The sequence below is a fragment of the Streptomyces sp. NPDC104367 genome, assembly GCF_055583825.1.
The window spans coordinates 1-24,264 of record NZ_JBVJND010000035.1 but is presented as its reverse complement, the minus strand read 5'-3'; the positions used below and the strand labels follow the sequence as shown (position 1 = coordinate 24,264).

26 protein-coding genes and 3 tRNA genes are annotated in these 24,264 nt (G+C 71.4%); 8 read left to right on the top strand and 21 right to left on the bottom strand.

The annotated features are described in order from the left end of the window. Window positions 1-118 precede the first annotated feature (118 nt). The 5 genes from ACZ619_RS37410 to ACZ619_RS37390 all read right to left on the bottom strand — a co-directional run bounded on the left by ACZ619_RS37410 (window position 119) and on the right by ACZ619_RS37390 (window position 1,580). Window positions 119-547, bottom strand: coding sequence for a MaoC family dehydratase (locus tag ACZ619_RS37410; protein ID WP_469608903.1), 429 nt, complete (start codon window positions 545-547; stop codon window positions 119-121). Window positions 548-554: 7 nt separating this feature from the next. Then, window positions 555-1,016, bottom strand: a complete 462-nt coding sequence (locus ACZ619_RS37405; RefSeq protein ID WP_469608901.1) for an FAS1-like dehydratase domain-containing protein — start codon at window positions 1,014-1,016, stop codon at window positions 555-557. 117 nt (window positions 1,017-1,133) lie between these two features. After that, on the bottom strand, window positions 1,134-1,298 hold the full coding sequence (rpmG, locus tag ACZ619_RS37400; protein ID WP_003948671.1) for a 50S ribosomal protein L33: 165 nt from the start codon (window positions 1,296-1,298) through the stop codon (window positions 1,134-1,136). Window positions 1,299-1,388: 90 nt separating this feature from the next. Further along, window positions 1,389-1,461 (bottom strand) — tRNA-Met (locus tag ACZ619_RS37395). Window positions 1,462-1,507: 46 nt separating this feature from the next. Continuing rightward, window positions 1,508-1,580: transfer RNA gene (locus ACZ619_RS37390), tRNA-Thr, on the bottom strand. Between the two features lie 278 nt (window positions 1,581-1,858). On the opposite strand from ACZ619_RS37390, the gene ACZ619_RS37385 reads away from it, so the two are divergent. Then, a complete protein-coding gene (locus tag ACZ619_RS37385) occupies window positions 1,859-3,127 on the top strand; it encodes an amidohydrolase family protein (protein ID WP_469608899.1) in 1,269 nt (422 codons plus the stop codon). A gap of 388 nt (window positions 3,128-3,515) precedes the next feature. Further along, the gene (locus tag ACZ619_RS37380; protein ID WP_469608896.1) at window positions 3,516-4,172 is read left to right on the top strand and encodes an SDR family oxidoreductase; all 657 of its coding nucleotides are present in this window, start codon (window positions 3,516-3,518) and stop codon (window positions 4,170-4,172) included. Between the two features lie 81 nt (window positions 4,173-4,253). Here ACZ619_RS37380 and ACZ619_RS37375 read toward each other — a convergent pair whose 3' ends face one another. Together ACZ619_RS37375 and ACZ619_RS37370 are read right to left on the bottom strand one after the other, a co-directional pair. Beyond that, window positions 4,254-4,466 (bottom strand): hypothetical protein, encoded by a 213-nt coding sequence (locus ACZ619_RS37375; protein WP_469608893.1) that lies wholly within the window; start codon window positions 4,464-4,466, stop codon window positions 4,254-4,256. A gap of 289 nt (window positions 4,467-4,755) precedes the next feature. Next, a tRNA-Tyr gene (locus ACZ619_RS37370) sits at window positions 4,756-4,837 on the bottom strand. Window positions 4,838-5,064: 227 nt separating this feature from the next. Here ACZ619_RS37370 and ACZ619_RS37365 point away from each other — a divergent pair. Next, window positions 5,065-5,553 (top strand): YajQ family cyclic di-GMP-binding protein, encoded by a 489-nt coding sequence (locus ACZ619_RS37365; RefSeq protein ID WP_469608890.1) that lies wholly within the window; start codon window positions 5,065-5,067, stop codon window positions 5,551-5,553. A 94-nt stretch (window positions 5,554-5,647) separates the two neighbouring features. On the opposite strand, the gene ACZ619_RS37360 is transcribed toward ACZ619_RS37365, so the two are convergent. After that, window positions 5,648-5,914: a GlsB/YeaQ/YmgE family stress response membrane protein gene (locus ACZ619_RS37360; RefSeq protein ID WP_469608888.1), complete on the bottom strand. Its 267-nt coding sequence runs from the start codon at window positions 5,912-5,914 to the stop codon at window positions 5,648-5,650. A 190-nt stretch (window positions 5,915-6,104) separates the two neighbouring features. Here ACZ619_RS37360 and ACZ619_RS37355 point away from each other — a divergent pair, with 190 nt between their 5' ends. Next, window positions 6,105-7,346, top strand: a complete 1,242-nt coding sequence (locus tag ACZ619_RS37355) for an APC family permease (RefSeq protein ID WP_469608885.1) — start codon at window positions 6,105-6,107, stop codon at window positions 7,344-7,346. 70 nt (window positions 7,347-7,416) lie between these two features. Here ACZ619_RS37355 and ACZ619_RS37350 read toward each other — a convergent pair whose 3' ends face one another. The 13 genes from ACZ619_RS37350 to ACZ619_RS37290 all read right to left on the bottom strand — a co-directional run bounded on the left by ACZ619_RS37350 (window position 7,417) and on the right by ACZ619_RS37290 (window position 19,962). Further along, a complete protein-coding gene (locus tag ACZ619_RS37350; RefSeq protein ID WP_469608883.1) occupies window positions 7,417-7,983 on the bottom strand; it encodes an SMI1/KNR4 family protein in 567 nt (188 codons plus the stop codon). A gap of 110 nt (window positions 7,984-8,093) precedes the next feature. Further along, complete coding sequence (locus tag ACZ619_RS37345) at window positions 8,094-8,486, bottom strand: YccF domain-containing protein (RefSeq protein ID WP_469608880.1); 393 nt, start codon at window positions 8,484-8,486, stop codon at window positions 8,094-8,096. Then, window positions 8,483-9,346 carry a zinc metalloprotease HtpX gene (gene htpX / locus ACZ619_RS37340; RefSeq protein WP_089099496.1) on the bottom strand — a complete coding sequence of 288 codons (864 nt, stop codon included), beginning with the start codon at window positions 9,344-9,346 and terminating at the stop codon, window positions 8,483-8,485. The genes ACZ619_RS37345 and htpX overlap by 4 nt, the downstream gene beginning before the upstream one ends. Before the next feature lie 229 nt (window positions 9,347-9,575). Continuing rightward, window positions 9,576-11,099, bottom strand: a complete 1,524-nt coding sequence (locus tag ACZ619_RS37335; protein WP_469608876.1) for an NADH-quinone oxidoreductase subunit N — start codon at window positions 11,097-11,099, stop codon at window positions 9,576-9,578. Next, window positions 11,096-12,670 (bottom strand): complex I subunit 4 family protein, encoded by a 1,575-nt coding sequence (locus ACZ619_RS37330; RefSeq protein ID WP_469608874.1) that lies wholly within the window; start codon window positions 12,668-12,670, stop codon window positions 11,096-11,098. The genes ACZ619_RS37335 and ACZ619_RS37330 overlap by 4 nt, the downstream gene beginning before the upstream one ends. Window positions 12,671-12,676: 6 nt before the next feature. Continuing rightward, a complete protein-coding gene (locus tag ACZ619_RS37325) occupies window positions 12,677-14,671 on the bottom strand; it encodes an NADH-quinone oxidoreductase subunit 5 family protein (protein ID WP_469608872.1) in 1,995 nt (664 codons plus the stop codon). After that, window positions 14,668-15,045, bottom strand: a complete 378-nt coding sequence (gene nuoK / locus ACZ619_RS37320; RefSeq protein WP_469608869.1) for an NADH-quinone oxidoreductase subunit NuoK — start codon at window positions 15,043-15,045, stop codon at window positions 14,668-14,670. The genes ACZ619_RS37325 and nuoK overlap by 4 nt, the downstream gene beginning before the upstream one ends. Further along, complete coding sequence (locus ACZ619_RS37315; RefSeq protein WP_469608866.1) at window positions 15,045-15,686, bottom strand: NADH-quinone oxidoreductase subunit J family protein; 642 nt, start codon at window positions 15,684-15,686, stop codon at window positions 15,045-15,047. Before ACZ619_RS37315 ends, nuoK begins: the two co-directional genes overlap by 1 nt. Beyond that, on the bottom strand, window positions 15,683-16,291 hold the full coding sequence (locus ACZ619_RS37310) for a NuoI/complex I 23 kDa subunit family protein (RefSeq protein WP_469608863.1): 609 nt from the start codon (window positions 16,289-16,291) through the stop codon (window positions 15,683-15,685). Before ACZ619_RS37310 ends, ACZ619_RS37315 begins: the two co-directional genes overlap by 4 nt. Then, window positions 16,291-17,259, bottom strand: coding sequence for a complex I subunit 1/NuoH family protein (locus ACZ619_RS37305; RefSeq protein WP_469608861.1), 969 nt, complete (start codon window positions 17,257-17,259; stop codon window positions 16,291-16,293). Before ACZ619_RS37305 ends, ACZ619_RS37310 begins: the two co-directional genes overlap by 1 nt. After that, window positions 17,256-18,926 (bottom strand): NADH-quinone oxidoreductase subunit C, encoded by a 1,671-nt coding sequence (locus ACZ619_RS37300; RefSeq protein WP_469608858.1) that lies wholly within the window; start codon window positions 18,924-18,926, stop codon window positions 17,256-17,258. Before ACZ619_RS37300 ends, ACZ619_RS37305 begins: the two co-directional genes overlap by 4 nt. Beyond that, window positions 18,923-19,561: an NADH-quinone oxidoreductase subunit B gene (locus ACZ619_RS37295; protein WP_469608856.1), complete on the bottom strand. Its 639-nt coding sequence runs from the start codon at window positions 19,559-19,561 to the stop codon at window positions 18,923-18,925. Before ACZ619_RS37295 ends, ACZ619_RS37300 begins: the two co-directional genes overlap by 4 nt. Continuing rightward, window positions 19,552-19,962, bottom strand: a complete 411-nt coding sequence (locus ACZ619_RS37290) for an NADH-quinone oxidoreductase subunit A (RefSeq protein WP_469608853.1) — start codon at window positions 19,960-19,962, stop codon at window positions 19,552-19,554. The genes ACZ619_RS37295 and ACZ619_RS37290 overlap by 10 nt, the downstream gene beginning before the upstream one ends. A gap of 239 nt (window positions 19,963-20,201) precedes the next feature. Between ACZ619_RS37290 and ACZ619_RS37285 the strand changes: the two genes are divergently transcribed. The 4 genes from ACZ619_RS37285 to ACZ619_RS37270 all read left to right on the top strand — a co-directional run. Beyond that, entirely contained in the window at window positions 20,202-21,392 is a 1,191-nt protein-coding gene (locus tag ACZ619_RS37285; RefSeq protein WP_469608851.1) for a sensor histidine kinase, read from the top strand. 166 nt (window positions 21,393-21,558) lie between these two features. Beyond that, window positions 21,559-22,956: a sensor histidine kinase gene (locus ACZ619_RS37280; RefSeq protein WP_469608849.1), complete on the top strand. Its 1,398-nt coding sequence runs from the start codon at window positions 21,559-21,561 to the stop codon at window positions 22,954-22,956. A 258-nt stretch (window positions 22,957-23,214) separates the two neighbouring features. Continuing rightward, window positions 23,215-23,874, top strand: coding sequence for a LuxR C-terminal-related transcriptional regulator (locus tag ACZ619_RS37275; RefSeq protein ID WP_469609083.1), 660 nt, complete (start codon window positions 23,215-23,217; stop codon window positions 23,872-23,874). Between the two features lie 199 nt (window positions 23,875-24,073). Further along, on the top strand, window positions 24,074-24,264 hold a 191-nt coding region (locus tag ACZ619_RS37270), incomplete at its 3' end, for a hypothetical protein (protein ID WP_469608847.1).

Sequence of the window (24,264 nt, the reverse complement as noted above, 5' to 3'; positions counted from 1 at the left end):
CGCCCCGCCATGGAGAACGCCCCTTACTTCCGGCAGCGCCACGATCTCGCCGCCGTCGCGACCGCCGCCACAACTGCCGTCGCAACGGCTGTCGCAGTCGTTCCGCCGCTGCCGCCGATCAGGCCAGTCGCACGACCGCGCGGGACATGCCGAGCACCTTCTGTCCGGCGCTGGTGGCCGTCAGGTCGATGCGCACGGTGTTGTCGTCGAGCTTGGCGGCGACCTTGCCGCTGACCTCGACGACGGCGCCCTGGTCGTCGTTGGGGACGACGACGGGCTTGGTGAAACGGACGCCGTAGTCGACGACCGCGCCCGGGTCGCCGGCCCAGTCGGTGACCACGCGGATCGCCTCGGCCATGGTGAACATGCCGTGCGCGATGACGTCCGGCAGGCCCACCTCCTTGGCGAACTTCTCGTTCCAGTGGATCGGGTTGAAGTCCCCGGAGGCACCCGCGTACCGCACGAGCGTGGCGCGGGTCACGGGGAAGGTCTGCGCCGGCAGTTCGGTGCCGACCTCGACGTCCTCGTAAGCGATCTTCGCCGTCATCGGATCCTCACGCCCCCTCTTCCACGTCCGCCGCGCGGGCCACCAGCTTGGTCAGGGCGCTCACCACGAGTTCGCCCGTCTCGTCGTGGACATCGCCGCGGATGTCGATGATGTCGTTGCCCGCGAGGGACTTGATGGCCTCGATGGTCGAGGTGACGCTCAGCCGGTCACCGGCACGCACCGGACGCCGGTAGGCGAACTTCTGGTCGCCGTGCACCACCCGGCTGTAGTCCAGGCCGAGCTGCGGGTCCTGGACGACCTGCCCGGCCGCACGGAAAGTGATCGAGAAAACAAAAGTCGGCGGGGCGATCACATCGGAATGACCGAGCGCCTTGGCGGCCTCCGGGTCCGTGTACACCGGGTTGGCGTCGCCCACCGCCTCGGCGAACTCGCGGATCTTCTCCCGGCCCACTTCGTAGGGCTCGGTGGGCGGGTAGGTCCGTCCCACGAAGGACTGGTCGAGCGCCATCGGCCCGGCACCTCCTGATGTCTGCTGTGATGCCCCACAAACTAGCGGGAAAGCTGTCCCCTGAAACGCCGTGAGGCCGCCCCCTTGCGGGGACGGCCTCACGGACGAGCCTGTTTCTTATCGCGTTTCGCGGTGCGCAGTGTGCGCGTTGCAACGCGGGCAGTGCTTCTTCATCTCAAGGCGATCCGGGTTGTTACGCCGGTTCTTCTTGGTGATGTAGTTCCGCTCCTTGCACTCCACGCAGGCCAGCGTGATCTTCGGGCGGACGTCGGTGGCAGCCACGTGAGTGCTCCTAAGACGAACGGATGGACTGATTCAACGCAAGAAAGAGTAGCCGATCGAAGGACCGACCCCGCAATCGGCTACTGTCAGTAGCGGTGACCGGACTTGAACCGGTGACACAGCGATTATGAGCCGCTTGCTCTACCGACTGAGCTACACCGCTTTGATGAGATCAGCTCCCGCCTTGCGACGGGAACCTCTCACACCAGAGCCCCAATACGGAATCGAACCGTAGACCTTCTCCTTACCATGGAGACGCTCTGCCGACTGAGCTATTGGGGCGAGCGATGAAGACATTACACGCTAGGCCGCCGTTCGCCCAAATCCGTTTCCCGCCGCCGTTCCAGGCCTCTTCCGCACCGCTCGCGACCACCGCACAACCGCCTCACGGACCCCTTCCGGCGCTCCTCACGCGCGTGTGCCGAAACCGGTCCCCGCAGGTCCGACGGCGCCGGTACGACTATTGCCCTCCTCCCCGCCCCGCGCGGCTCGCCGTCCTAGGCTCGACTCACTCTGCGTGATCTTGAGTCCCTCGCCTGGACCGACCTACCTGGAGCGCGATGCCCGACAGCCAGCCGCAGCCGCCCTCGTCGTCGTCCAACTCGCCGGGTTCCTCGGGGCATTCCGACCCGGCCACGCTCCTGCTGTGCGGAGCACGCCTCACCGACGGCCGGACCGTGGACGTACGGCTGGGCGGCGGGCGCATCGAGGCGGTCGGGACGGCGGGCAGCCTGGCGTCGGGGCCGGCCCGCGCGGGCGGCGCACGCGTGGACCTGACCGGCTACCTCCTGCTCCCGGCCCCGGCCGAACCGCACGCGCACGGCGACACCGCGCTCTCCGCGGACGGCGGCGGCCCGGTCTCGTACGAGCCCGAGGACGTCCAGCGCCGTGCCACCGAGGCGGCCCTGCTGCAACTCGGGCACGGCGCGACGGCCGTGCGCGCGCACGTGCGCGTGGGCGACGTCCAGGGGCTGGGCGCGCTGGCCGCCGTCCTCCGGGCTCGCCGCTCGCTACGGGGGCTGGCAGAGCTCACGGCGGTCGCGATGCCGCGGGTGCTGACCGGGATCGCCGGCGCCGACGGCCTCGCGATGCTGCGGGACGCCGCGAAGATGGGCGCGTCGGTGGTGGGCGGCTGCCCGGACCTGGACCCCGATCCCACGGGCTACGTGGAGGCCGTCCTGGAGGTGGCCTCCGAGCACGGCTGCCCGGTCGACCTGCACACGGACGCCGTCGACCCGGCCCGGCTGGCCAGGCTCGCGGCGATGGCGGGCGGTATGCGCCCCGGCGTGGCACTCGGCCCGTGCGCCGGGCTCGCGCGCCTTCCGGGCGAGGCGGCCGGCCGGGTCGCGGACCAGCTCGCCGCGGCCGGCGTCACGGTGGTCTGCCTGCCCCAGGGCGGCTGCGGCTCCGTCGACCGCCGCGGCACGGCTCCGGTACGGCTGCTGCGGGCGGCCGGGGTACGGGTCGCCGCCGGCAGCGGCGCCCTGCGCGACCTGTCGAACCCGGTGGGCCGTGGTGACCCCCTGGAAGCGGCCTACCTCCTGGCCTCCCGCCACGGCCTGCGCCCCGCGGACGCCTACGCCGCCGTGAGCGCCAACGCCCGCGCGGCCCTCGGCCTCCCCGAGGTCCGCGTAGAGGCCGGATTCCCCGCCGAACTCCTCGCCGTACGCGGCGACCGCCTCGCGGGCGCCCTCTCCCTCGCCTACAGCCGGATCGTGGTGCACCGGGGGCGCGTGGTCGCCCGCACGAGCGCGGTCCGCGAGTACTGCAACTCGGCGGCGACCGCGGAACTGGGGCTGCCCAGGCAAGGCCGGGGCGAGGTGTCCTGAGGGCCGGCCGGCACCTTCCGGCATCCCCGCGGCGCGGCGCCTCGGACGGGGGCAGGGCGCGCGGCGCAGGCGTGCAAGCGGGGCGCGTGGCAGAAGCGCGGGCGCCGGGCAGGGTCACGGACACAGACACGGGCGCGGGCGCGGGGATGCCGGAAGGGGCGGGCGGCGCGCGTGATCACGGGGCGCCGGGGCGCGCAGGGTGCGTGAGCGCCCGGCGTGGGAGCGGTGGCGCGGGGAGCGCACGGCGCGGAGGAGCGCACGCCGGTGGAGGGGCATGTCCCAGCCGAGGGTGACGGCCCCGGCAACGCGTTTCCACGGGACCGCTCGGACGGGTGGGGCGCATGAAGTCATGCGGCGGATGCGGGGCTTCGGGCGTACGGTCGGAAACATGCGCATTGTCATCGCTGGTGGTCATGGTCAGATCGCGTTGCGTTTGGAGCGGTTGCTCTCCGCACGTGGGGACGAGGTCGCGGGAATCATCCGGAACTCCGAGCAGGGTGACGACCTGCGGGCTGCGGGCGCCGAACCGGTGCTGCTCGACCTGGAGTCGGCATCGGCCGAGGAGGTCGCGGCGCACCTGCGGGGAGCGGACGTGGCGGTCTTCGCGGCGGGCGCGGGGCCGGGCAGCGGTCCGGCCCGCAAGGGCACGGTGGACAAGGGCGCTGCCGTGCTGTTCGCGGACGCGGCCGTGCGCGCGGGCGTCCGCCGCTTCGTGGTCGTCTCCTCGATGGGCGCGGATGCGGCGCACGCGGGCGACGAGGTCTTCGACGTGTACCTGCGGGCCAAGGGTGCTGCCGACGCGTATGTCGCCCGGCAGAGCGCGCTCGACTGGACGATCCTGCGCCCCGGTTCGCTGACGGACGAGCCGGGCACCGGCCTGGTTCGTCTGGAGGCGCACACGGGCCGGGGTGCGGTCACGCGCGACGACGTGGCCGCCGTGCTGGCGGAGTTGGTGGACACCTCGGCGACGGCCGGTCTGACCCTGGAGCTGATCGGCGGGTCGACGCCGGTCGGCGTGGCCGTGAAGTCGGTGGCCGGGAACTGAGCCCGCCGCCCGGCCGTTGGAACTGGTGACGGCGGCCGGGCGGAGCTTGCGGGGGCGGAGCCTGCGGGGGCGGGCCGGAGGTCAGAAGAGCGGCAGTTGCCCGGGGAATTCCGGCACTGCGTAGCCGTCCAACGACGGCTGGACCGCTTCGAGTTGTGCATGCAGGCGCGAGCCGGAGCAGGAGACCAGGTCCGTGGTCTCACGTGCACCGGGCGGGTCGTGCCGCGCGAAGCGGCCTGCCACGACGGCGATTTCACGGCGGCACACCGGACAGGTTCTGCGACGGGAGGACATACGTTCAGTGTGCCCCGGCGCACGGCACAGGCAGCGGACCGTCGATACCGATCGTCGGGGTCGTGGGGTCGCTCGTGGGGCCGTGGAGCATCAGGCTCACAGTGCCGCTCTCACCCAACGAGCAACCGACGCAGCATGTACATGATCTTCATCACGCGAAAGCGGCTCTGCGGGGCGCCACAGACCACGTTCGACCACACCGCGCAAGCCGATCAGCCATCCGTGGGAGTGCATGACAAAGAGCCCGTGACCTGCTTTGTTCACAGGTCACGGGCTCTCTGTTCCCGTGTGGCGGCGCCAGGATTCGAACCTGGGAAGGCTGAGCCGGCAGATTTACAGTCTGCTCCCTTTGGCCGCTCGGGCACACCGCCGGGGTTTTGTCGCCGAGTCGAACCGCTTTCCGGCGGTGCTCCCTGGCAACGACGTAAACAATACCCGATCCCGAGGGGTGCTTCGCCACTCGATTGATCGGCGCTCGCGGGACTCCGGGTGGCTAGGCTGGTGAGGATGCGACCCGGTCCCCACACCGGGTTCGGCGGCTGCCGCCGCGCGCCGCACGCATCCCGTTACGCCCCCCCGATACAAGGAGCCACAGGACATGGCCGACTCCAGTTTCGACATCGTCTCGAAGGTCGAGCGGCAGGAGGTCGACAACGCCCTCAACCAGGCCGCCAAGGAGGTCTCGCAGCGCTACGACTTCAAGGGCGTGGGTGCCTCGATCGCCTGGTCCGGCGAGAAGATCCTGATGCAGGCGAACTCCGAGGAGCGGGTCAAGGCGATCCTCGACGTCTTCCAGTCGAAGCTGATCAAGCGCGGTATCTCGCTGAAGGCGCTGGACGCGGGTGAGCCACAGCTCTCCGGCAAGGAGTACAAGCTCTTCGCGTCGATCGAGGAGGGGATCTCCCAGGAGAACGCGAAGAAGGTCGCGAAGATCATCCGTGACGAGGGTCCCAAGGGCGTGAAGGCCCAGGTCCAGGGCGAGGAGCTGCGCGTCAGCTCGAAGAGCCGCGACGACCTGCAGACCGTGATCGCGCTCCTGAAGGGCCAGGACTTCGACTTCGCGCTCCAGTTCGTCAACTACCGGTAGTCGGCATCGGCCGGAGCACGGGACGGAGTACGAGAAGGGCGGGTACCTCGCGGTGCCCGCCCTTCTCGCCTGCCGGTCGCGGCTTCGGGGGCGCTCAGTCGCGCGAGTTGCCGAACAGGATGCGGTAGGCGATCAGCAGGACCAGTGAGCCGCCGATCGCAGCCACCCAGGTCGTGCCGTCGTAGAAGTCCTTGGTGACCGGGTGGTCCAGCCAGCGGGACGATATCCAGCCGCCGAGGAACGCGCCCACGATGCCGATGAGGGTCGTGCCGATGAAGCCGCCGGGGTCGCGCCCCGGCAGGAGGAACTTGGCGATGGCGCCGGCCAACAGCCCCAGAATGATCCAACTGATGATGCCCATGTCCTGAACCTGCCCCTCCGCGCCGTGTTCTCACTTGCCCGGCCCTGTGATTCCGGTCGGGGCCGGCTGTGCCGGACACGCTGCCCGATCCGTCCCGATTCACCTGTCGCGGGTTCCGTTCGTTCCTCGTCTCCAGCAGGGACGACCGGGTGATACCGCACGGTTGCGACGGATCAGTAGGGTGCGGCACATGGCCTCCTCCCCCGCGCTGCGGCGCACGCTGGGCGTGCGCGACGCCGTGGTCGTCGGCCTCGGCTCGATGGTCGGGGCCGGCGTTTTCTCGGCCCTGGGCCCGGCGGCCCACGCGGCCGGGTCGGGACTGCTGACCGGGCTGGCCGTGGCCGCCCTCGTGGCCTACTGCAACGCCATGTCCTCGGCCCGCCTCGCCGCCCGCTACCCGCAGTCGGGCGGCACCTACGTGTACGGGCGGGAGCGCCTCGGCGCCTTCTGGGGGTACCTCGCGGGCTGGGCGTTCGTCGTCGGCAAGACGGCGTCCTGCGCGGCGATGGCGCTCACCGTGGGCGCGTACGTCTGGCCGGGGCAGGCCCACGCGGTGGCGGTCGCGGCCGTGGTCGCGCTGACCGCCGTGAACTACGGCGGGATCCAGAAGTCGGCCTGGCTGACCAGGGTGATCGTGGCCGTGGTGCTGGCGGTGCTCACCGCCGTGGTGGTCGCCTGTCTGACGCCCGCGGAGGCGGAGGCCGGGCGGCTGGGCGCCGGGCTGTCGTCGGGCGTGGGCGGGGTGCTTCAGGCCGCCGGGCTGCTGTTCTTCGCGTTCGCCGGGTACGCGCGGATCGCGACCCTCGGCGAGGAGGTGCGGGACCCCGCGCGCACCATCCCCCGCGCGATTCCGCTGGCCCTGGGTATCGCGCTGGTGGTGTACGCGTGCGTGGCGGTGGCCGTGCTGTGCGTACTGGGCGCCGACGCGCTGGGACGGGCCGAGGCACCGCTGGCCGACGCGGTCCGGGCGGCCGGTGCGCCGGGGCTGGTGCCGGTGGTGCGGGTGGGCGCGGCGGTGGCCGCTCTCGGCTCGCTGCTGGCGCTGATCCTCGGGGTGTCCAGGACGTCGCTGGCAATGGCCCGCGACGGCCATCTGCCCTCGGCGCTGGCCGCCGTGCACCCGCGTTTCCGGGTGCCGCACCGCGCGGAGCTGGCCGTCGGCGCGGTGGTCGCCGTGGCGGCGGCGACGGTGGATGTCCGCGGTGCCATCGGTTTCTCCTCCTTCGGTGTGCTGGCGTACTACGCGGTGGCGAACGCCTCGGCCTGGACGCTCGATCCGGCCCCACGCGCGCGGGTGGTTCCGGTGGTGGGACTGCTCGGCTGCGCGGCCCTCGCGTTCGCGCTGCCGGTGGTGTCGGTCGTCTCGGGGGCCGCCGTACTGGCCGTGGGCGCGGCGGCCTATGGCGTACGGCGACGGAGGGCGGTGCGGTAGCCGTCGTCCGGGTAGCCGTCGCCGTCCGGTTCGGGGGACGCGGTCGGGCGTCCCACGGTGGTCGGCTCGCTCAGGCGGCCGGGCCCGGGGCGGTGCGGGCCCGGAACTCGTCCCAGGGCACCAGTTCCGTGCCCTCGTCGGTCTCCTCGTACCAGCCCGTGCCGTCCAGCCAGACATGCAGCCAGCCGGCGAGGGTGGGTGCGTCCACGAACCAGGTGCCGTCGACGTCGTCGGCGTTCGGCTCGTAGAGCAGGACCGTGGCGTCCGGGGTCCGGCAGTCCACGCACGCGTACATGCCGCAGCCCCAGTGGGATATCGGCAGAACGCCCTCGGGCCAGGGCCGGTCGGGGTTCCTGCGGCCGTACTCGCGGTTGGTGAGGTACTGGGCGACGGCGGCCGGTTCACCGGAGGGCGCGGCGTCGAGCAGGGGCAGCAGGCCGTACGAGGGGCCGAAGCCGCCGTCCCCGACCCGCTCGTAGAGTGCGCCGAGGAGGGGTGGCAGGGGGAAGCCCAGGGCTTCCCGGGCGCGGTCGAGCGTGCCCGCCTCGACGGGCGCGGGGAGCGAAGGCCAGCCCCAGGGGTGGGAGTTGCGGGCCTGCGCGGTCACCCGTGTCAGCAGCTGCTCGATCTCGGTCATGGCTTCATGATGCAGGCCGCCACTGACATGCGTGACGGCCTGTGGACAACCCCGGCCCGGATGTCCGCCTGTGGACAACTCGACTGTCGGAAAACCCGGATGAAGTGCGGTCAGCGGGATGCGAACGGCTGGTCCGTGGGCACGATCTCACGTCCGAGCGGGAGCAGGGAGACCGGGATCAGCTTGAAGTTGGCGATGCCGAAAGGGATGCCGATGATCGTCAGGCACATGGCGATGCCGGTGACGATGTGGGCCAGGGCCAGCCACCAGCCGGCCAGGACCAGCCACAGCACGTTCCCGATGCAGGAGGGCGCCCCGGCGTCGCGTCGCTCGACGGTCGTGTACCCGAAGGGCCACAGGGCGTAGACGCCGATACGGAACGCCGCTATGCCGAACGGGATGCCGATGATCGTGATGCAGAGGATCACGCCTGCGAGCAGGTAGCCCAGGAACAGCCAGAAGCCGCTCAGGATGAGCCAAATGATGTTCAGGATGGTCTTCACTGCGGGCGACCTGCCATCTTCTCTAGCCGTGCGATCCGTTCCGCCATCGGCGGATGCGTCGAGAACATCTTGGACAGTCCCTGGCCCGGGCGGAAGGGGTTCGCGATCATCATGTGGCTCGCGGTCTCGATCCGGGGCTCCGGGGGCAGCGGGAGCTGCTTGGTGCCGGCGTCCAGCTTGCGCAGGGCGCTGGCGAGGGCGAGCGGGTCACCGGTGAGCTGGGCGCCGGAGGCGTCCGCCTCGTACTCTCTGGAGCGGCTGATGGCGAGCTGGATGAGGCTGGCGGCGAGCGGGCCCAGGATCATGATGAGCAGCAGGCCGAGGAATCCGGGGCCGTCGTCGTCGTCCGAACGGCCGACGGGGATCAGCCAGGCGAAGTTGACGAGGAACATGATCACCGAGGCGAGGGCGCCGGCGACCGACGAGATGAGGATGTCGCGGTTGTAGACGTGGCTCAGTTCGTGGCCGATGACGCCGCGCAGTTCGCGCTCGTCCAGGATGCGCAGGATGCCCTCCGTGCAGCACACGGCGGCGTTGCGCGGGTTGCGGCCCGTGGCGAAGGCGTTCGGCGCCTCCGTCGGGGAGATGTAGAGGCGGGGCATGGGCTGGCGGGCCTGGGTGGAGAGGTCGCGGACCATCCGGTACAGGGCCGGGGCCTCGAACTCGCTCACCGGGCGGGCGCGCATCGCGCGTAGCGCGAGTTTGTCGCTGTTCCAGTACGCGTACGCGTTCGTGCCGAGGGCGACGAGGACCGCGACGATCAGACCCGTCCGGCCGAAGAAGCTGCCGATGACGATGATGAGTGCCGACAGTCCCCCGAGGAGAACTGCGGTCCTGAGCCCGTTGTGCCGGCGGTGCACGGTACGCCCTCCAAGTCGTGCGGCAGGGGAACCCTTTGCCTGCGGTGCTGCCTTCCGATCTGCGATGCCACCGGTTCCGTGGTGTCACGTCCAGTGGACCCTCCCGCACTGGTCAACGCCAGGCGGCGGCCACTAGTTCCCTTGTGTCCGCTGTGCGCGCCGTGAGCTATCCGGGTGAGCCGCGGGCCCTGCACGCGCGCGGAACGGCTCCACGCGCGCGTGCAGGGCGTCAGAACAGGCCGGTGGTGGCGAAGCGGAGCACCAGCTGCGGTGCTCCGGAGAGCGCGACGCCGAGAACGCCGGTGAGGGCGAGCGCAGCCGTGAGGGGCGCCGGGAGCCGGTGCTCGGTCGGTTCGCCCTCGGGGGCGCGGAACAGCAGGGCGGTCCACTGGAGGTAGTAGAAGAGGGCGATCACGACGTTGACGGCCATGACGACGGCCAGCCAGCCGAGGCCCGCGTCGACGGCCGTCGAGAACACGGTGACCTTGGCGAACAGGCCGATGATGCCCGGCGGGAGTCCGGCCAGGCACAGCAGGAAGAACGCCAGGAGCAGCGCGGTGAGCGGGTTGCGGGCGTACAGGCCGCGGTAGTCGGAGACGCGGTTGAGTTCCTTCGTACGGCCCACCAGGGCGGCCACCGCGAAGGCGCCGAGGTTCACGGCCGCGTACATGAGGGCGTAGGCGACGGTGGAGCCGACGGCCTTCTGGGCGTCGTCGGTGTATCCGGCGGCCGCGATCGGCACCAGCAGGTAGCCGGCCTGTCCCACCGACGACCAGGCGAGCAGCCGTACCGCGCTGTACGCGCGCGTGGCCTGCTGGCGCAGGGCGGCGACGTTGCCGACGGTCATGGTGAGGGCGGCCAGGGCGGCGAGCGCGGGGCCCCACACGTCCGCGTACGACGGGAACGCGACGACGGTGACCAGGATCAGGCCGGAGAAGCCGACGGCCTTGCCGACGACGGACAGGTAGGCGGCGATCGGGAGGGGTGCGCCGACGTAGGTGTCGGGCACCCAGAAGTGGAAGGGGACGGCGGCCGTCTTGAACGCGAAGCCCACGAGGGTGAGGACGACGCCCGTCTGGGCGAGCGTGTGCAGTTGTCCGTCGACGTGCTGGATGCGGTCGGCGACCTGGGTGAGGTAGAGGGTGCCGGTGGTGGCGTACACGAAGCTGACGCCCAGGAGGCTGACGGCGGTGGCGGTCACCGAGGACAGGAAGAACTTCAGGGCCGCTTCGGAGGACTTCGCGTCGCCGTGCCGGATGCCGACGAGGGCGAAGGCGGGCAGGGAGGCGACCTCCAGGGCGACGATCAGGGTGGCGAGGTCGCGGGAGGCGGGCAGCAGGGCGGCGCCGGCGGCCGAGGAGAGCAGCAGGAACCAGAACTCACCCTGCGGGTAGCGGCGGTTGCCGTCCTTCAGCGTGGTGACGGACAGCAGTGCGGTGAGCAGGGCGCCGCCGAGGACCAGGAACTGCACGACCAGGGTGAACCGGTCGGCCGTGTAGCTGCACGCGCGCGCGGAGCCCGTCAGGCAGAAGGTGCTGCGGTCGTGGTCCAGGAGCGGCAGCAGCAGGGCGGTGGCCACTGCGAGCCCGGCGACCGACACCCAGCCGAGGAGCTGCTTCCTGGCCTCGGGCAGGAACAGGTCGGCGACCAGGACGGCGAGTGCGACGATCGCGGTGAAGGTGGGCGGGGCGACAGCCAGCCAGTCGACGGACTGGACGAGGCTCGCGGCCGGCAGCTGGGCCAGGGCGCTCATCGGGTGCCTCCTGAGAGGAGCTGCTGCACGGCCGGGTCGGTCAGTCCGAGCAGGGCCCTGGGCCACAGTCCGGCGACGACGGTGAGGGCCACGAGGGGGGTCCAGGCCGCGAACTCGTACGTGCGGACGTCGGTGAGTGTCGGCGTGTCCCGGGAGACGTCGCCCATGCAGACGCGGCGCACCACGGCCAGCATGTAGGCGGCGGTCAGCAGGGTGCCGAAGGCGGCGATCGCCATGAAGGTCAGGAAGGCCGGGCGGCTGAGGCCCGCGGCGGGCTCGAACGCGCCGAACAGGGCGAGCATCTCGCCCCAGAATCCGGCGAGGCCCGGCAGTCCGAGCGAGGCGACGGCGGCGAACGCGAGCAGACCGCCGAGGCGCGGTGCCTTGCCGTACAGCGCGGCGCCGCTCTCCTCGGCGAGGGTGTCGAGGTCGGTGCTGCCGGTGCGGTCCTTCAGGCCTCCGACCAGGAAGAACAGCAGGCCGGTGATGAGGCCGTGGGCGATGTTGGCGAACAGGGCGCCGTTGACTCCGGTCGGGGTCATGGTGGCGATGCCGAGCAGGACGAATCCCATGTGGCCGACGGAGGAGTAGGCGATCAGCCGCTTGAGATCGCCCCGTGCGCCGCGCTTGGCCAGGTTCAGGCAGGCCAGGGATCCGTAGATGATCCCGACGACGGCGAAGGCCGCGAGGTAGGGCGCGAAGGTGCGGAATCCGTCGGGCGCGACCGGCAGCAGGATCCGGACGAACCCGTACGTGCCCATCTTCAGCAGGACGCCGGCCAGCATCACCGAGCCGGCGGTCGGCGCGGCGGTGTGGGCGTCGGGCAGCCAGCTGTGCAGGGGCCACATCGGGGTCTTGACCGCGAGCCCGATCCCGATCGCCAGAACGGCGATGACCTGCACGGATGTGGTCAGCGACCGGCCGTTGTCAGTGGCGAGTGCCACCATGTCGAAGGTGCCCGCCTTGATTCCGATCAGGAGCAGGCCGAGCAGCATGACGACGGATCCGAGCAGGGTGAAGAGGATGAACTTCCAGGCGGCCTGGGTCCGGCCCGCGCCGCCCCAACGGGCGATGAGGAAGTACATCGGGATGAGCACCGTCTCGAACGCGAGGAAGAACAGCAGCAGGTCGAGGACGGCGAAGCTCGCGAGGGTGCCGGACTCCAGGACGAGCAGCAGGGCGACGAAGGCCTTCGGTGACGGGCCCTCGGGCATCTTGAAGTACGAGTAGAGCGCGCAGAGGAAGGTCAGCAGCGCGGTCAGGACCACGAGGGGGAGGGAGATGCCGTCGATGCCGAGGTGGATGCGCACGTCGAGTGCGGGGATCCAGCTGATGTCGGTCGTGGCCTGCATCTTCGAGGGATGGGCGTGGTCGAAGCCGAGCGCGAGGACGATCGCCGCGAGGAGGATCACACCGGTCACGGTCACGCCGTGCCGGAGCACGGCCTGCTCGGGCGACTTCCCCTTCAGTCCCGGCGGGGCGGGCAGCAGGGCGGCGACGGCTCCGAGGAGCGGGCCGACGACCACGAATGCCAGAAGGAACTGCATCACGGACTCGCTGATATCGATCACGCCTGCTCACGCTCCCGTGGCGACGAGGAGGACGGCGACCGCCAGGACGACGGTGCCGGCGAGCAGCGCGCTCACATAGGTCTGGACGTTGCCGGTCTGGGCGCGCCGTACGGCGGCCCCGAGCAGGCGGGGCAGGGCACCGGCCCCGCGGACGTAGGTGTCGACGACCTCGCGGTCGAGGAACTGGACGAGGCTCGCCGCGGCCAGCACCGGGCGGACGAACAGCGTGTCGTAGACGGCGTCCAGGTGGAAGCCGACGGCCGCGTGGCGGTGCAGCGGGCCGAGCAGCAGCCGGCCGGGGTCGGCCGGGTCGGGTGCGTAGGCCACATCGCCGAAGACCTGCTTGTGGGCGGCGATGGCCTCGGCCTCGACGAGTGCGGGTTCGGCCTCCGGGTGGGTGACGACCGCGCCCAGGGGGGAGCGGGCGGCCACTGCCCGGGTGTGCTGCCAGGCGCCGTAGGTGACGAGTGCGCCGACCAGGGCGAGGCCGGTGCCGAGGACCGAGGTGGTGAGGGTCGGGGCGAGGGCGCGGCCGTCGAACCAGCCGGGCAGCGAGCGGTAGGCGAGCCCGCCGAAGGCGAGGGACGGGACGGCCAGCACCCACAGCACCACGGTCATGGACAGCGGCTGCCGGCCGTGGTCCGGGACCTCGGGTCCGCTGCCCCGGAAGGCGAGCAGCCACAGCCTGGTCGCGTAGGCGGCGGTGAGCAGGGCGGTGACCAGGCCCGCGACGAGGACGATCCAGCCGGCGCTGCCGGGGGCGTGCTCGGTGTGGCCGGTGGCGACGTGCTCGGCGGCGCCGAGGACGGACTCCTTGGAGAAGAAGCCGCTGAAGGGCGGGATCGCGGCGAGCGCGAGGAGCGCCACGGTCATCGTCCAGTAGGCGTCCGGGACGCGGTCGCGCAGGCCGGAGGTGCGGGACATGACGGCCAGCGAGTTGGTGCCGGCGGCGTGGATGATCACGCCGGCCGCGAGGAACAGCAGCGCCTTGAAGGCGCCGTGCGACAGGAGGTGGAAGACGGCGGCACCGCGGTCGCCGACGGCGAGGGCGCCGGTCATGTAGCCGAGCTGACCGATCGTCGAGTAGGCGAGGACGCGCTTGATGTCGTCCTGGGCGAGTGCGGCGAGGGCCGAGCCGGCCATGGTGACGGCGGCCATGACGGCGAGGACGACCATCGCGGCCCGGGATGCCTCGAAGACGGGGAGGAGGCGGGCGACGAAGTAGACACCGGCGGCGACCATCGTCGCGGCGTGGATCAGCGCGGAGACGGGGGTCGGGCCCGCCATCGCGTCGGGGAGCCAGGTGTGCAGCGGGAACTGCGCCGACTTGCCCGCCACGCCCGCAAGGAGCAGCAGCGCCACCAGGGTCGGGTGGTGCAGTCCCCCGTTCGCGACGGTGTCGAGGACCTTGGTGATCTGGAACGACCCGGCGTCGGTGGCGAGCGCGAACAGGCCGATCAGGAACGGCACGTCGCCGAGCTTGGTGACCAGGAAGGCCTTGAGGGAGGCGGCGCGCGCCTCCGGGGTCTCCCAGTAGTGGCCGACCAGGAAGTAGGAGCAGATGCCCATGACTTCCCAGCCGACCAGCAGCACGATCAGGTCGCCCGAGTAGACGACCAGCAGCATCGCGGAGGTGAAGAGGGAGACGAGAGCGGCGTACGAGGGGTAGCGCGGGTCGTCGCGGAGGTAGCCGGTCGAGTAGATCTGTACGCAGGTGGCGACGAGGGTGACCAGGACGGCGACGAGGGCGGCGAAACCGTCGATGTACAGGGCGAGCTCGATCGGGACCGAACCGGTCGGGGTGAGCTCGGTGTGGGCCTCGACGGTCCGGCCGCCGCCCTGGTCGACGGCGACAGCGACGGTCAGCACGAACGCGGCGAGCGTCGGCAGGACCGCGAGCGGGCGGACGAAGCCGGGCGCCGTACGGCCCACGAGGAGGCCGGTCACGGCGGCCAGGAACGGCAGCAGGGGGACGAGGACGGCGAGGGTGGTCGTGGTCACGCGGTGGCCTCAGCCTTCTCGTCGGCCGGCCCGTCCGCGGGGGTGCCGTGCCCGTGGCCCTCGGCGGTGTCGCGGAGCCGGTCGATGTCGGAGGTGCCGCGGTTTCGGTAGACGGCTAGGACGATCGCCAGGCCGATGCCGATCTCGGCGGCGGCGATGGCGATGGTGAACAGGGTCAGCGCCTGGCCGGAGTGCAGGGTGTCGCGGGCCGCCTTGCTCAGCCAGACGTCGAAGGCGACGAGGTTGAGGTTGACGGCGTTGAGCATCAGCTCGACCGACATCAGGACGAGGATCGCGTTGCGGCGGGCGAGGACGCCGTACAGGCCGGTGCAGAAGAGGAGCGCGGAGAGAACGGCGGGATAGGCGAGGTGCATCAGCGGGCGCCTTCCTGCTCGATCGGGTGAATCCCGGAATCCGTGACGGATGGGGAACTCTGTGTGACGGCCCGGCCGTTCACAGGGGGCGGGGCCGAATCCGCCGCCGCCTTCCGGGACAGGACGATCGCCCCGACCAGGGCGGCGAGGAGGAGCACGGAGAGGGCCTCGAAGGGCAGGACCCAGTTCTGGAAGAGGCTCGCGCCGGTGACCTTGGTCGAACCGGCGGCAGCACCGTCCAGGTCGATCCAGGTGGTGCGGAACGCGTCCACGACCACCCAGACCAGGGAGGCGGCGGCGGCCACGGCGACGGCCAGCGCGGCCCAGCGGTTTCCGGAGTCGGCGTCCGGGGAGCGGCCGATCGGAGCCCTGGTGAGCATCAGACCGAAGAGAAGGAGGACGACGACGGAACCGACATAGATGAGGACCTGCACCCACGCGATGAACTCGGCGGTGAGCAGCAGGTATTCGACGGCGATGCCACCGAGGGCCACCACCAGCCAAAGGGCGGCGTGCACCAGCTGACGGGTGGTGACGGTGACCAGGGCGGCGCCGAAGGTGACCAGCCCGACGAGAAGGAAGGCGATCTCCACGCCGGTCGGCGACAGGAAGCCGTGCGGTGCCGGGGAGAGAGAGCTCACTGGTCCCCCTCCCGGGGCTCGGCCGGGGACGCGGCCGACTCGTCCTGAGCCGCCTGCACTGCCTGAGCCTCCTGCTCTGCCTGAGCCGCCGCGAGCTTCTCCGCGGTCTTGCGGGCGGCGGCGATCTCCTTGGGTTCCTCCGCGCCGGGGTCGAGGGCGGGCGGGGCCGGGACCGTCCACATCCACTCGCGGAGCTTGTCGCGCTCATGGGTGAGTTCGTGGATGTCGGTCTCGGCGTACTCGAACTCCGGTGACCAGAACAGCGCGTCGAAAGGACAGACCTCGATGCAGATACCGCAGTACATGCACAGGGAGAAGTCGATGGCGAAGCGGTCCAGGACGTTGCGGCTGCGTTCACGGCCGCCCGGGGCCGCCGCCGGGACGGTCTCCTTGTGGGAGTCGATGTAGATGCACCAGTCGGGGCACTCACGGGCGCAGAGCATGCAGACCGTGCAGTTCTCCTCGAACAGCCCGATGACGCCCCTGGTGCGGGGCGGAAGGTCGGGAAGGGTGTCCGGGTACTGCTCGGTGACCGACTTCCGGGTCATCGTGCGCAGGGTGACGGCCAGGCCCTTGGCGAGGCCGGAGCCAGGGATGGGGGCCACTAGGAGATCACCACCTTGACGATGCCGGTGAGGGCGATCTGGGCAAGAGAAAGGGGGACGAGGAGGGTCCAGGAGAACCTCTGGAGCTGGTCCTCGCGCAGACGGGGATAGGTCACGCGGAGCCAGATCACGACGAAGGCGAGGATCGCCGTCTTCAGGAGGGTCCACAGCCAGCCGAGCCCGTCGGCGCCCCACGGGCCGTGCCAGCCGCCCAGGAAGAGGACGGTGGTCAGGCCGCACAGGACGACGATCCCGGCGTACTCGGCGAGCAGGAACAGGGCGAACCGCAGGCCGGTGTACTCGGTGTACGCGCCGAAGATGATCTCCGAGTCGGCGACGGGCATGTCGAACGGGGGCCGCTGGAGTTCGGCGAGGCCGGCGGTGAAGAAGATCAGGCCGCCGGTGATCTGCCAGGGCAGCCACCACCAGTGGAAGGCGTCGACGATGCCCGGCAGCGAGACGGTGCCGGCCGCCATCGCCACGGAGGCGGCGGCGAGCAGCATCGGGAGTTCGTAGGAGAGGAGCTGAGCGGCGGTGCGCAGGCCGCCGAGGAGGGAGAACTTGTTGGCGCTGGCCCAGCCGGCCATGAGCGAGCCGAGGACGCCGACGCCCATCACGGCCAGCACGAAGAAGACACCCGCGTCCAGGACCTGGCCGACGGCGCCCTCGCCCGGCCCGATCGGGATGGCGAGCAGCACGAGCAGATACGGCAGGAGGGCGACCGCGGGGGCCAGCTGGAAGATACGGCGGTCCGCGCCCGCGGGAACCACGTCCTCCTTCTGCGCGAACTTCACGCCGTCGGCGATCAGCTGGGCCCAGCCGTGGAAACCGCCGGCGTACATCGGGCCGAGGCGGCCCTGCATATGGGCCATCACCTTGTGCTCGGTCTGACCGACGATCAGGGGGAAGGTGAGGAAGACGACGAACACGACGAGGAGTCGCAGGGCGACGTCCAGAGCGTCGTTCACTGCGAACCTCCTGGGTGGTCGTCCTGCGCGGCGGGGGGTTGCTCGGGGGCGGGGCCGTCGGCGTCCGGGGTCTCCGGACCGGGCACACCGGGATCGGGAGCCTCGGAAGCCACCGGGCCTTCAGGGGCGGGCCCCTCAGGCTCGGGGGCGTCAGTGGCCGGAGCCTCGGGCGCGGGGCCCTCAGACGCGGCGGTCTCAGAAGCCAACCTCCCGGGCCTGGCCTCCCGAGACGGCTCGGGGACCTCGGGCACGGAAGGCACCGGCTCGTTCGGCACCGGCTCGGTCGGCTGCGGCTCGGTCGGCACCGGCTCGGTCGGCTGCGCTGCCGTGCGTCGCTGTTCCGCGGCCTCCGGATCGGGTTCGTCGAAGGCGGGACGGGCGTGGTGCCAGGGGGCGTCAGAGCTGCGAGGGGTGGCGGGGCGGGCCGGGGTGGCCGGTTCCGTCGGAGTCGGAGACGACGTGTCCTGCGCACGCTGTGAAGCGGAGCCGCCCGAGGCGGTGCGTGCCCGTCGGGGCCCCCGGGGAGCGGCCGACGGCTCCGCGGCCGGAGCGGTCTCCTCCGCGGCGGAGGCCGTGCGCTGCGAGGCGGAACCCTCGCTCGCACTGCGTCCACGGCGGGGCGGTGCCGCGGACGGCTGTTCGCCGGGGGTATCGGAAGGACCGGAAGTTGCCGTCCCCTCCTCCGGGGCGCCCGCCCGCTGCGAGGCGGAACCCTCTCCCGCACCACGCGCACGCCGAGGAGCCGCCGTCGACCGGCCCTCGGAGGGCTCGGAGGGCTCGGAGGACGCCGTGCCAGGCACTGTGCCAGACGCCGTGTCCTCAGCGGAGTCCGGCCGCTGGGAAGCCGATCCCTCTCCCGCGCTGCGCGCACGGCGGGGCGGTGTTGGGGTCGGCTGGGGCTCGGAGAGCTCGGGAGACACGGCGGTTTCCGGGGCGGGCGTCTGGCTGGCCGAGCCCTCGGCCGTGGTGCGTGAGCGGCGTACCGGACGCTCTCCGGCCGCACGGGCGGGACGCTCGCCCGCTCCCGCTGCGGCTGGCCTGCCTGCGGCTGCCCTTCCTGCCGCGGCTCGGGCCGGGCGGGCGGGGGCAGGGGGGAGCTGGCCCTTCAGGGGACCCCACTCGTTCGGGTCGGGGACGCCCGGGGGCAGCATCTGGCGGCGCTTGGGGCCGCCGTGGTCGGACTCGCCCGGTTCCTTGGCGCCGGGCCAGGCCTTGGCGACGCGGGCCGCGAGGACGAAGTCCTTGCGGAGGGGGTGGCCCTCGAAGGTCTCGGGGAGGAGGAGGTGGTCCAGGCCGGGGTGGCCGGTGAAGCGGACGCCGAACATCTCGTGGGTCTCGCGTTCGTGCCAGCGGGCACCCGCGTAGACACCGACGGCGGAGGGGAGTTCGGGGGCGGAGTGCGGCACCGTCGTGCGCAGGAGCAGGCGGCGGACGGGGGCGAGGGCGGCGACGTGGACACAGACGCGGAAGCCGGCGCCGGGCTCGTCGACCGCGCTCAGCCAGTCGAAGTAGGTGCAGGAGAGGGTCGTACGGGCGGTGTCCAGGGCGGTGAGCCAGGAGGAGGGAGGCACGTCGACGGTCAGGACCTCGTAGGACTCCTCGGCAGTGGCGTCCGGGCCGAAGAGTTCCTCGACGGGGGCCGGCAGCCAGCCGGTCGAAGAGGTCATCGCGCATCCCCCTCCCCCGCCGGGTCCGACGGCGGTGACGCCGGTGACGCCGGGACCGAGGCCGGTGCGGGCGGTCGTACCAGGTCGCTCTGGAGGGCGGCGGTGGAGGGGCGGGCGGTGCCGTAGCGCTCGCCGAGGGACTCGGCCGCGATCTTCTCCTGGAGCTTGAGGATGCCCTGGAGAAGGGCCTCGGGGCGCGGCGGGCAGCCGGGGACGTAGACGTCGACCGGGATGATCTGGTCGACGCCCTTGGTCACGGAGTAGGAGTCCCAGTAGGGGCCGCCGCAGTTGGAGCAGGCGCCGAAGGAGATGACGTACTTCGGCTCGGGCATCTGCTCGTACAGGCGCTTGACCGCGGGGGCCATCTTGTCGGTGACCGTGCCCGAGACGACCATCAGGTCGGCCTGGCGGGGGCCCGGCGCGAACGGGATCACGCCGAGGCGGATGAAGTCGTGGCGGGCCATCGACGCGGCGATGAACTCGATCGCGCAGCAGGCGAGGCCGAAGTTGAAGACCCAGAGCGAGTAGCGGCGGCCCCAGTTGAGGACGACCTTCATCGGTTCGGGGGCGAGGCGGGCGAGCGCGCCCAGCCTCTTCGGCTCCGGCAGCAGGACAGGCTCCGGCGTCACGTCCATGTCAGGACGCCCTTCTTGTATGCGTACAGCAGGCCGACGGCGAGGAAGCCCAGGAAGATGAACATCTCCACGAGGGTGGTGGCGCCGTAGCCGGGGGCGGCGAAGACCGTCGCCCAGGGGAACAGGAAGATCGAGTCGACGGCGAAGATGACGTAGAGGAAGGCGTAGACGTAGTAGCGGACCTGGGTGTGGGCCCAGCCCTCGCCGACGGGGTCGACGCCGCACTCGTAGGTCAGGAGTTTCTCGGGGGTGGGGACCACCGGGCGCAGCAGCCGGCCGGCCCCGAAGGCGACGGCGACGAAGAGCACCCCGACGAGCGTCAGCAGTCCCACGACCGAGTAGGACGCGAAGTAGCCCGCCGCGACGGCCACGGTCGGCTCACCACCCACCGTCTCCCGCATCGCCCGTCCCTCACTCCCTCGACAGACATCAGACCCGGACCGGGCTGGTGTCGTGACCTCAGTCAACTCTTGATTCGACGATCTGTACGCACGGGAGTCTAGGCCCTGATAAAGACACGGTAAGCGGGCCGTCACACAGTGGGACCCGAGGCCCAGGTGGTTGGTGGGGTTTTCCCCAGGGTGACCCGGGCGGCGAACTCCATGGCGCGGCGCCGCGGCGCTACGGCACGCTGGCGCGTATGACCGCACCCGCGCCCCCATCCCTCAGCTCCGCCGACGACGGAGAGGACCACGAGCTGCTGCCGCCCGTGCGCTTCCCCTACGGCGGTCACACCTGGAAGGAGATCGCGCATCTCCTGCTGAACCTGCCGATGTCGCTGTTCGGATTCGTCTACGTCACCACGACGCTGTGGGTGAGCGGGCTGCTGACATTGACGGTGATCGGCATACCCCTGCTCGCCGCGACCCTGCTGGGCGCCCGGCAGCTGGGGAAGCTGGAGCGGGCACGCGCGCGTGCGCTGCTCGGGGTGCGGGTGGAGGAGCCGACCCCGATGCCGTTGGGCAAGCGCGGTGCGGGCGCGCAGCGGTTCTTCATGGCGCTCAAGGACCCGGTGGGCTGGCGGACGCTGCTGTACGACTTCATCCGGCTGCCGTGGGGGATCCTCACCTTCTGCACCGTGCTGATCTCGCTGTTCGTGCTGTGGCCGGTGCTGCCGTACATCGCGCGCGGGATGGCGAACGTGGACCGGGCGATGGTGCGCGGGCTGCTGTCGCCCTCCGACGAACTGGAGCGGCGGATCGCCGAACTGGAGTCCGACCGGGGGGTCGTCGTCGACACGGCGGCCGCCGATCTCCGCCGTATCGAGCGGGATCTGCACGACGGGGCGCAGGCCCGGCTCGTCAACCTGGCGATGGGGCTCGGCCTGGCGAAGGAGAAGCTGCTGGAGGACCCCGACACGGCCGCCGCGATGGTCGCGGAGGCGCACGGCGAGGTGAAGCTCGCGCTGCAGGAGCTCAGGGACCTCGCCCGGGGCATCCATCCGGCGGTGCTGACCGACCGGGGGCTGGACGCGGCGCTGTCGTCCGTCGCCACGCGGTGCACGGTGCCGGTACAGGTGACCGCCGACCTGCCGGCCAGACCCGCGCCGGCGATCGAGGGGATCGCCTACTTCACCGTCTCCGAGCTGCTCCAGAACATCAGCAAGCACAGCGGGGCGCGGACCGCGGCGGTCGACGTGTGGCGGTCCGACGACCGGTTGCTGATCCAGGTGCGGGACGACGGGCGGGGCGGGGCGAACCTGGACGGCGGCACCGGGATGCGCGGGCTCGCGGACCGGCTGGGGGCGGTGGACGGCCTGTTCGTCGTCGACTCACCGGCCGGCGGCCCGACGACGGTCACCGCCGAGCTGCCCTGGCGCGACCGGCCGTAAGGCCCCTGAGGGGTGTGGGGAGCACGGGGACGGACCGGGGGTAGGGAAAACCCCCCTTCCAAGACGCCGATGGCCTCCATGGTCGGTGGACCTGCGGCAGAGCAGGGTGGAGTCACGGCCGAGCAGGGCCGATGGGACGGGAACAGGACGGGACGGGACGGCACCGATGGCCACGGAGTGCGAACACGCGGACGGGTACGCGGACGGGTACGGGCAGGAGCCCGGGTACGGCTACGACCACGGCTATGGCTATGGCCACGGCCGCGAGCCGTACGGTGAGCGGCGGCATCGGGTGCCGGCCGTGCTGCGGGCGCCGTTCGAGGCGCGCAGCTGGCGCGAGTTCTCCTATGTGCTGCTGGGCTTCCCGATCGGCGTCGCACTGTTCGTGTGGACGGTGGCGATGCTGTCCCTCGGTGTCGGCCTGCTGGTGACCTTCATCGGGATCCCGCTGCTGGCGATGGCTCTCGCCGGCTGCCGGGGCTTCGGCTCGCTGGAGCGGGCACGCGCGCGTGGGCTGCTGCGGCTGGAGGTGGCGGACCCGGAACCGTTGCGGATGCGCAAGCCGGGGTTCTTCGCCTGGATCGGCGCGGTGCTCAAGAGCGGCAGCTCCTGGCGTCATCTGCTGTACGCGGTCCTCCAGTTCCCTTGGTCGATGTTCTCCTTCGTCGTCGCGCTGAACCTCTGGGTGTACGGCTGGGCCCTGCTGACGTACCCGCTGTGGTTCTGGGTCTTCCCGGTGTACGTCGGGCAGGGCGGCCTTCAGCTGTACGGCGACGCGCACCACAGCGTCTACCTCGACAACCCGTTCGAGATCACCGTGACCGCGCTGGTGGGGCTGCTGTTCACGCTGGCCACGCCGTGGATCGTGCGGGCGCTGACGCTGGTGGACCGGGTGATGGTGCAAGGGCTGCTCGGGCCGTCGAGGCTGGCGTCGCGGGTGGTGGAGCTGGAGTCGGACCGGGGGGTCGTCGTCGACACGGCCGCCGCCGATCTCCGCCGTATCGAGCGGGATCTGCACGACGGCGCGCAGGCCCGGCTGGTGGCGCTGGCCATGGATCTGGGGCTGGCGAAGGAGAAGCTGCTGGAGGACCCGGAGGCGGCGGCACGGATGGTGGACGAGGCGCACGGCGAGGTGAAGACCGCGCTTCAGGAGCTCAGGGACCTCGCCCGCGGGATCCACCCGGCGGTGCTGACCGACCGGGGGCTGGACGCGGCGCTGTCGTCCGTCGCCGCACGGTGCACGGTGCCGGTGCAGGTGGACGTGGATCTGGCCGAGCGGCCGGCGGCGGCGATCGAGGGAATCGCGTACTTCACGGTGTCCGAGCTGCTCCAGAACATCAGCAAGCACGCGCGGGCGGGTGCGGCGTCGGTGGACGTGTGGCGCGCCGAGGACCGCCTGATGCTCCAGGTCGTGGACGACGGGGTGGGCGGCGCGGACACGTCACAGGGCTCGGGTCTGGCGGGGCTGGCCGAGCGGCTGGACGCGGTCGACGGGATCCTGGTGGTCGACTCGCCCAAGGGCGGACCCACCCGGGTGACGGCGGAGCTGCCCTGGCGAGGCTGAGACCGGGAAGGGCCCCGGGCCCCGGCGCCCTGCTCCCCTCTGCCCCTCTGCCCCGCTGCCCCGCTCACCCCGAGCCCCAGCCTTCCTGGGGCTGAGCCCCTCCCGTCCTCAGCCCCGCACCCCCCTTCGGCCTGAATTGGTTCTCCTTCGCTCATGACCCGCACGCGCTCCGGTCCGAATGCTGGAATGCTGGTCTTCCGGACAGGGCAGGCATGTACGCCGGACGGGGTGGGGGGCCGCGAGATAGTGGAGGACAGGGTGCGGGTGGTCATCGCCGAGGACTCGGTGCTGCTCAGGGAGGGGTTGACCCGGCTGCTGACCGACCGGGGGCATGACGTCGTCGCGGGCGTCGGTGACGCGGAGGCGCTGGTGAAGACCATCGCCGACCTGGACGCGCAGGGTGCGCTGCCGGACGTCGTCGTGGCGGACGTGCGGATGCCGCCGACACACACCGACGAGGGCGTACGGGCCGCCGTACAGCTGCGCAAGGCGCATCCCGGACTCGGGGTGCTGGTGCTGTCGCAGTACGTGGAGGAGCGCTACGCCACCGAACTGCTGGCCGGTTCCAGCCGGGGCGTGGGGTATCTGCTCAAGGACCGGGTCGCCGAGGTGCGGGAGTTCGTGGACGCCGTGGTGCGGGTCGCCCAGGGCGGCACCGCGCTCGACCCCGAAGTGGTCGCGCAGCTGCTCGGCCGCAGCCGCAAGCAGGACGTGCTGGCCGGGCTGACCCCGCGCGAGCGCGAGGTGCTGGGGCTGATGGCCGAGGGGCGGACGAACTCGGCGATCGCGCGGCAGCTCGTCGTGAGCGACGGCGCCGTCGAGAAGCACGTCAGCAACATCTTCCTCAAGCTCGGGCTCTCCCAGAGCAACGGTGATCACCGTCGTGTTCTGGCCGTTCTGACGTATCTGAACTCCTGACGGACCGCGACCGTGTCGGCACCGTAAGGCAGGCCGGGGGAGAGAAAATCATGACAAGGCAGGGCAACAGGTCGTCTCACCGTGCCGTCCATGATGCGATCGGGCACAGGAAGGCGACCCTAACCGACGTAGGGTTGAATGTGGGATGGTCCGTGGGACGGCCACGCCCGGACAGCCGCCTCGAAGGAGGTCCAGTTCAGTGACCAGCCAGGTCAGCAGGACAACGGAACAGGCCGACGGAACCGTCGTGGGAGAGCAGCGCAAGCCAGACGGTGTGAAGGCCGTCCGGCGTCTTGACCGGGTGATCATCCGGTTCGCGGGTGATTCGGGTGACGGGATGCAGCTGACCGGTGACCGGTTCACTTCGGAGACGGCGTCGTTCGGGAACGA

Bases quoted from the DNA above. Each gene is read 5' to 3' on its own strand.
- ACZ619_RS37350 (WP_469608883.1), bottom strand. From the start codon at position 7,983: ATGACCGAGATCGAGCAGCTGCTGACACGGGTGACCGCGCAGGCCCGC.
- ACZ619_RS37280 (WP_469608849.1), top strand. From the start codon at position 21,559: ATGGCCACGGAGTGCGAACACGCGGACGGGTACGCGGACGGGTACGGG.
- ACZ619_RS37405 (WP_469608901.1), bottom strand. From the start codon at position 1,016: ATGGCGCTCGACCAGTCCTTCGTGGGACGGACCTACCCGCCCACCGAG.
- nuoK (WP_469608869.1), bottom strand. From the start codon at position 15,045: ATGCACCTCGCCTATCCCGCCGTTCTCTCCGCGCTCCTCTTCTGCACC.
- ACZ619_RS37380 (WP_469608896.1), top strand. From the start codon at position 3,516: ATGCGCATTGTCATCGCTGGTGGTCATGGTCAGATCGCGTTGCGTTTG.
- ACZ619_RS37335 (WP_469608876.1), bottom strand. From the start codon at position 11,099: ATGAGCGCCCTGGCCCAGCTGCCGGCCGCGAGCCTCGTCCAGTCCGTC.
- ACZ619_RS37295 (WP_469608856.1), bottom strand. From the start codon at position 19,561: ATGGACGTGACGCCGGAGCCTGTCCTGCTGCCGGAGCCGAAGAGGCTG.
- ACZ619_RS37375 (WP_469608893.1), bottom strand. From the start codon at position 4,466: ATGTCCTCCCGTCGCAGAACCTGTCCGGTGTGCCGCCGTGAAATCGCC.
- ACZ619_RS37410 (WP_469608903.1), bottom strand. From the start codon at position 547: ATGACGGCGAAGATCGCTTACGAGGACGTCGAGGTCGGCACCGAACTG.
- ACZ619_RS37355 (WP_469608885.1), top strand. From the start codon at position 6,105: ATGGCCTCCTCCCCCGCGCTGCGGCGCACGCTGGGCGTGCGCGACGCC.
- ACZ619_RS37300 (WP_469608858.1), bottom strand. From the start codon at position 18,926: ATGACCTCTTCGACCGGCTGGCTGCCGGCCCCCGTCGAGGAACTCTTC.
- ACZ619_RS37285 (WP_469608851.1), top strand. From the start codon at position 20,202: ATGACCGCACCCGCGCCCCCATCCCTCAGCTCCGCCGACGACGGAGAG.
- ACZ619_RS37365 (WP_469608890.1), top strand. From the start codon at position 5,065: ATGGCCGACTCCAGTTTCGACATCGTCTCGAAGGTCGAGCGGCAGGAG.
- ACZ619_RS37360 (WP_469608888.1), bottom strand. From the start codon at position 5,914: ATGGGCATCATCAGTTGGATCATTCTGGGGCTGTTGGCCGGCGCCATC.
- ACZ619_RS37290 (WP_469608853.1), bottom strand. From the start codon at position 19,962: ATGCGGGAGACGGTGGGTGGTGAGCCGACCGTGGCCGTCGCGGCGGGC.
- ACZ619_RS37385 (WP_469608899.1), top strand. From the start codon at position 1,859: ATGCCCGACAGCCAGCCGCAGCCGCCCTCGTCGTCGTCCAACTCGCCG.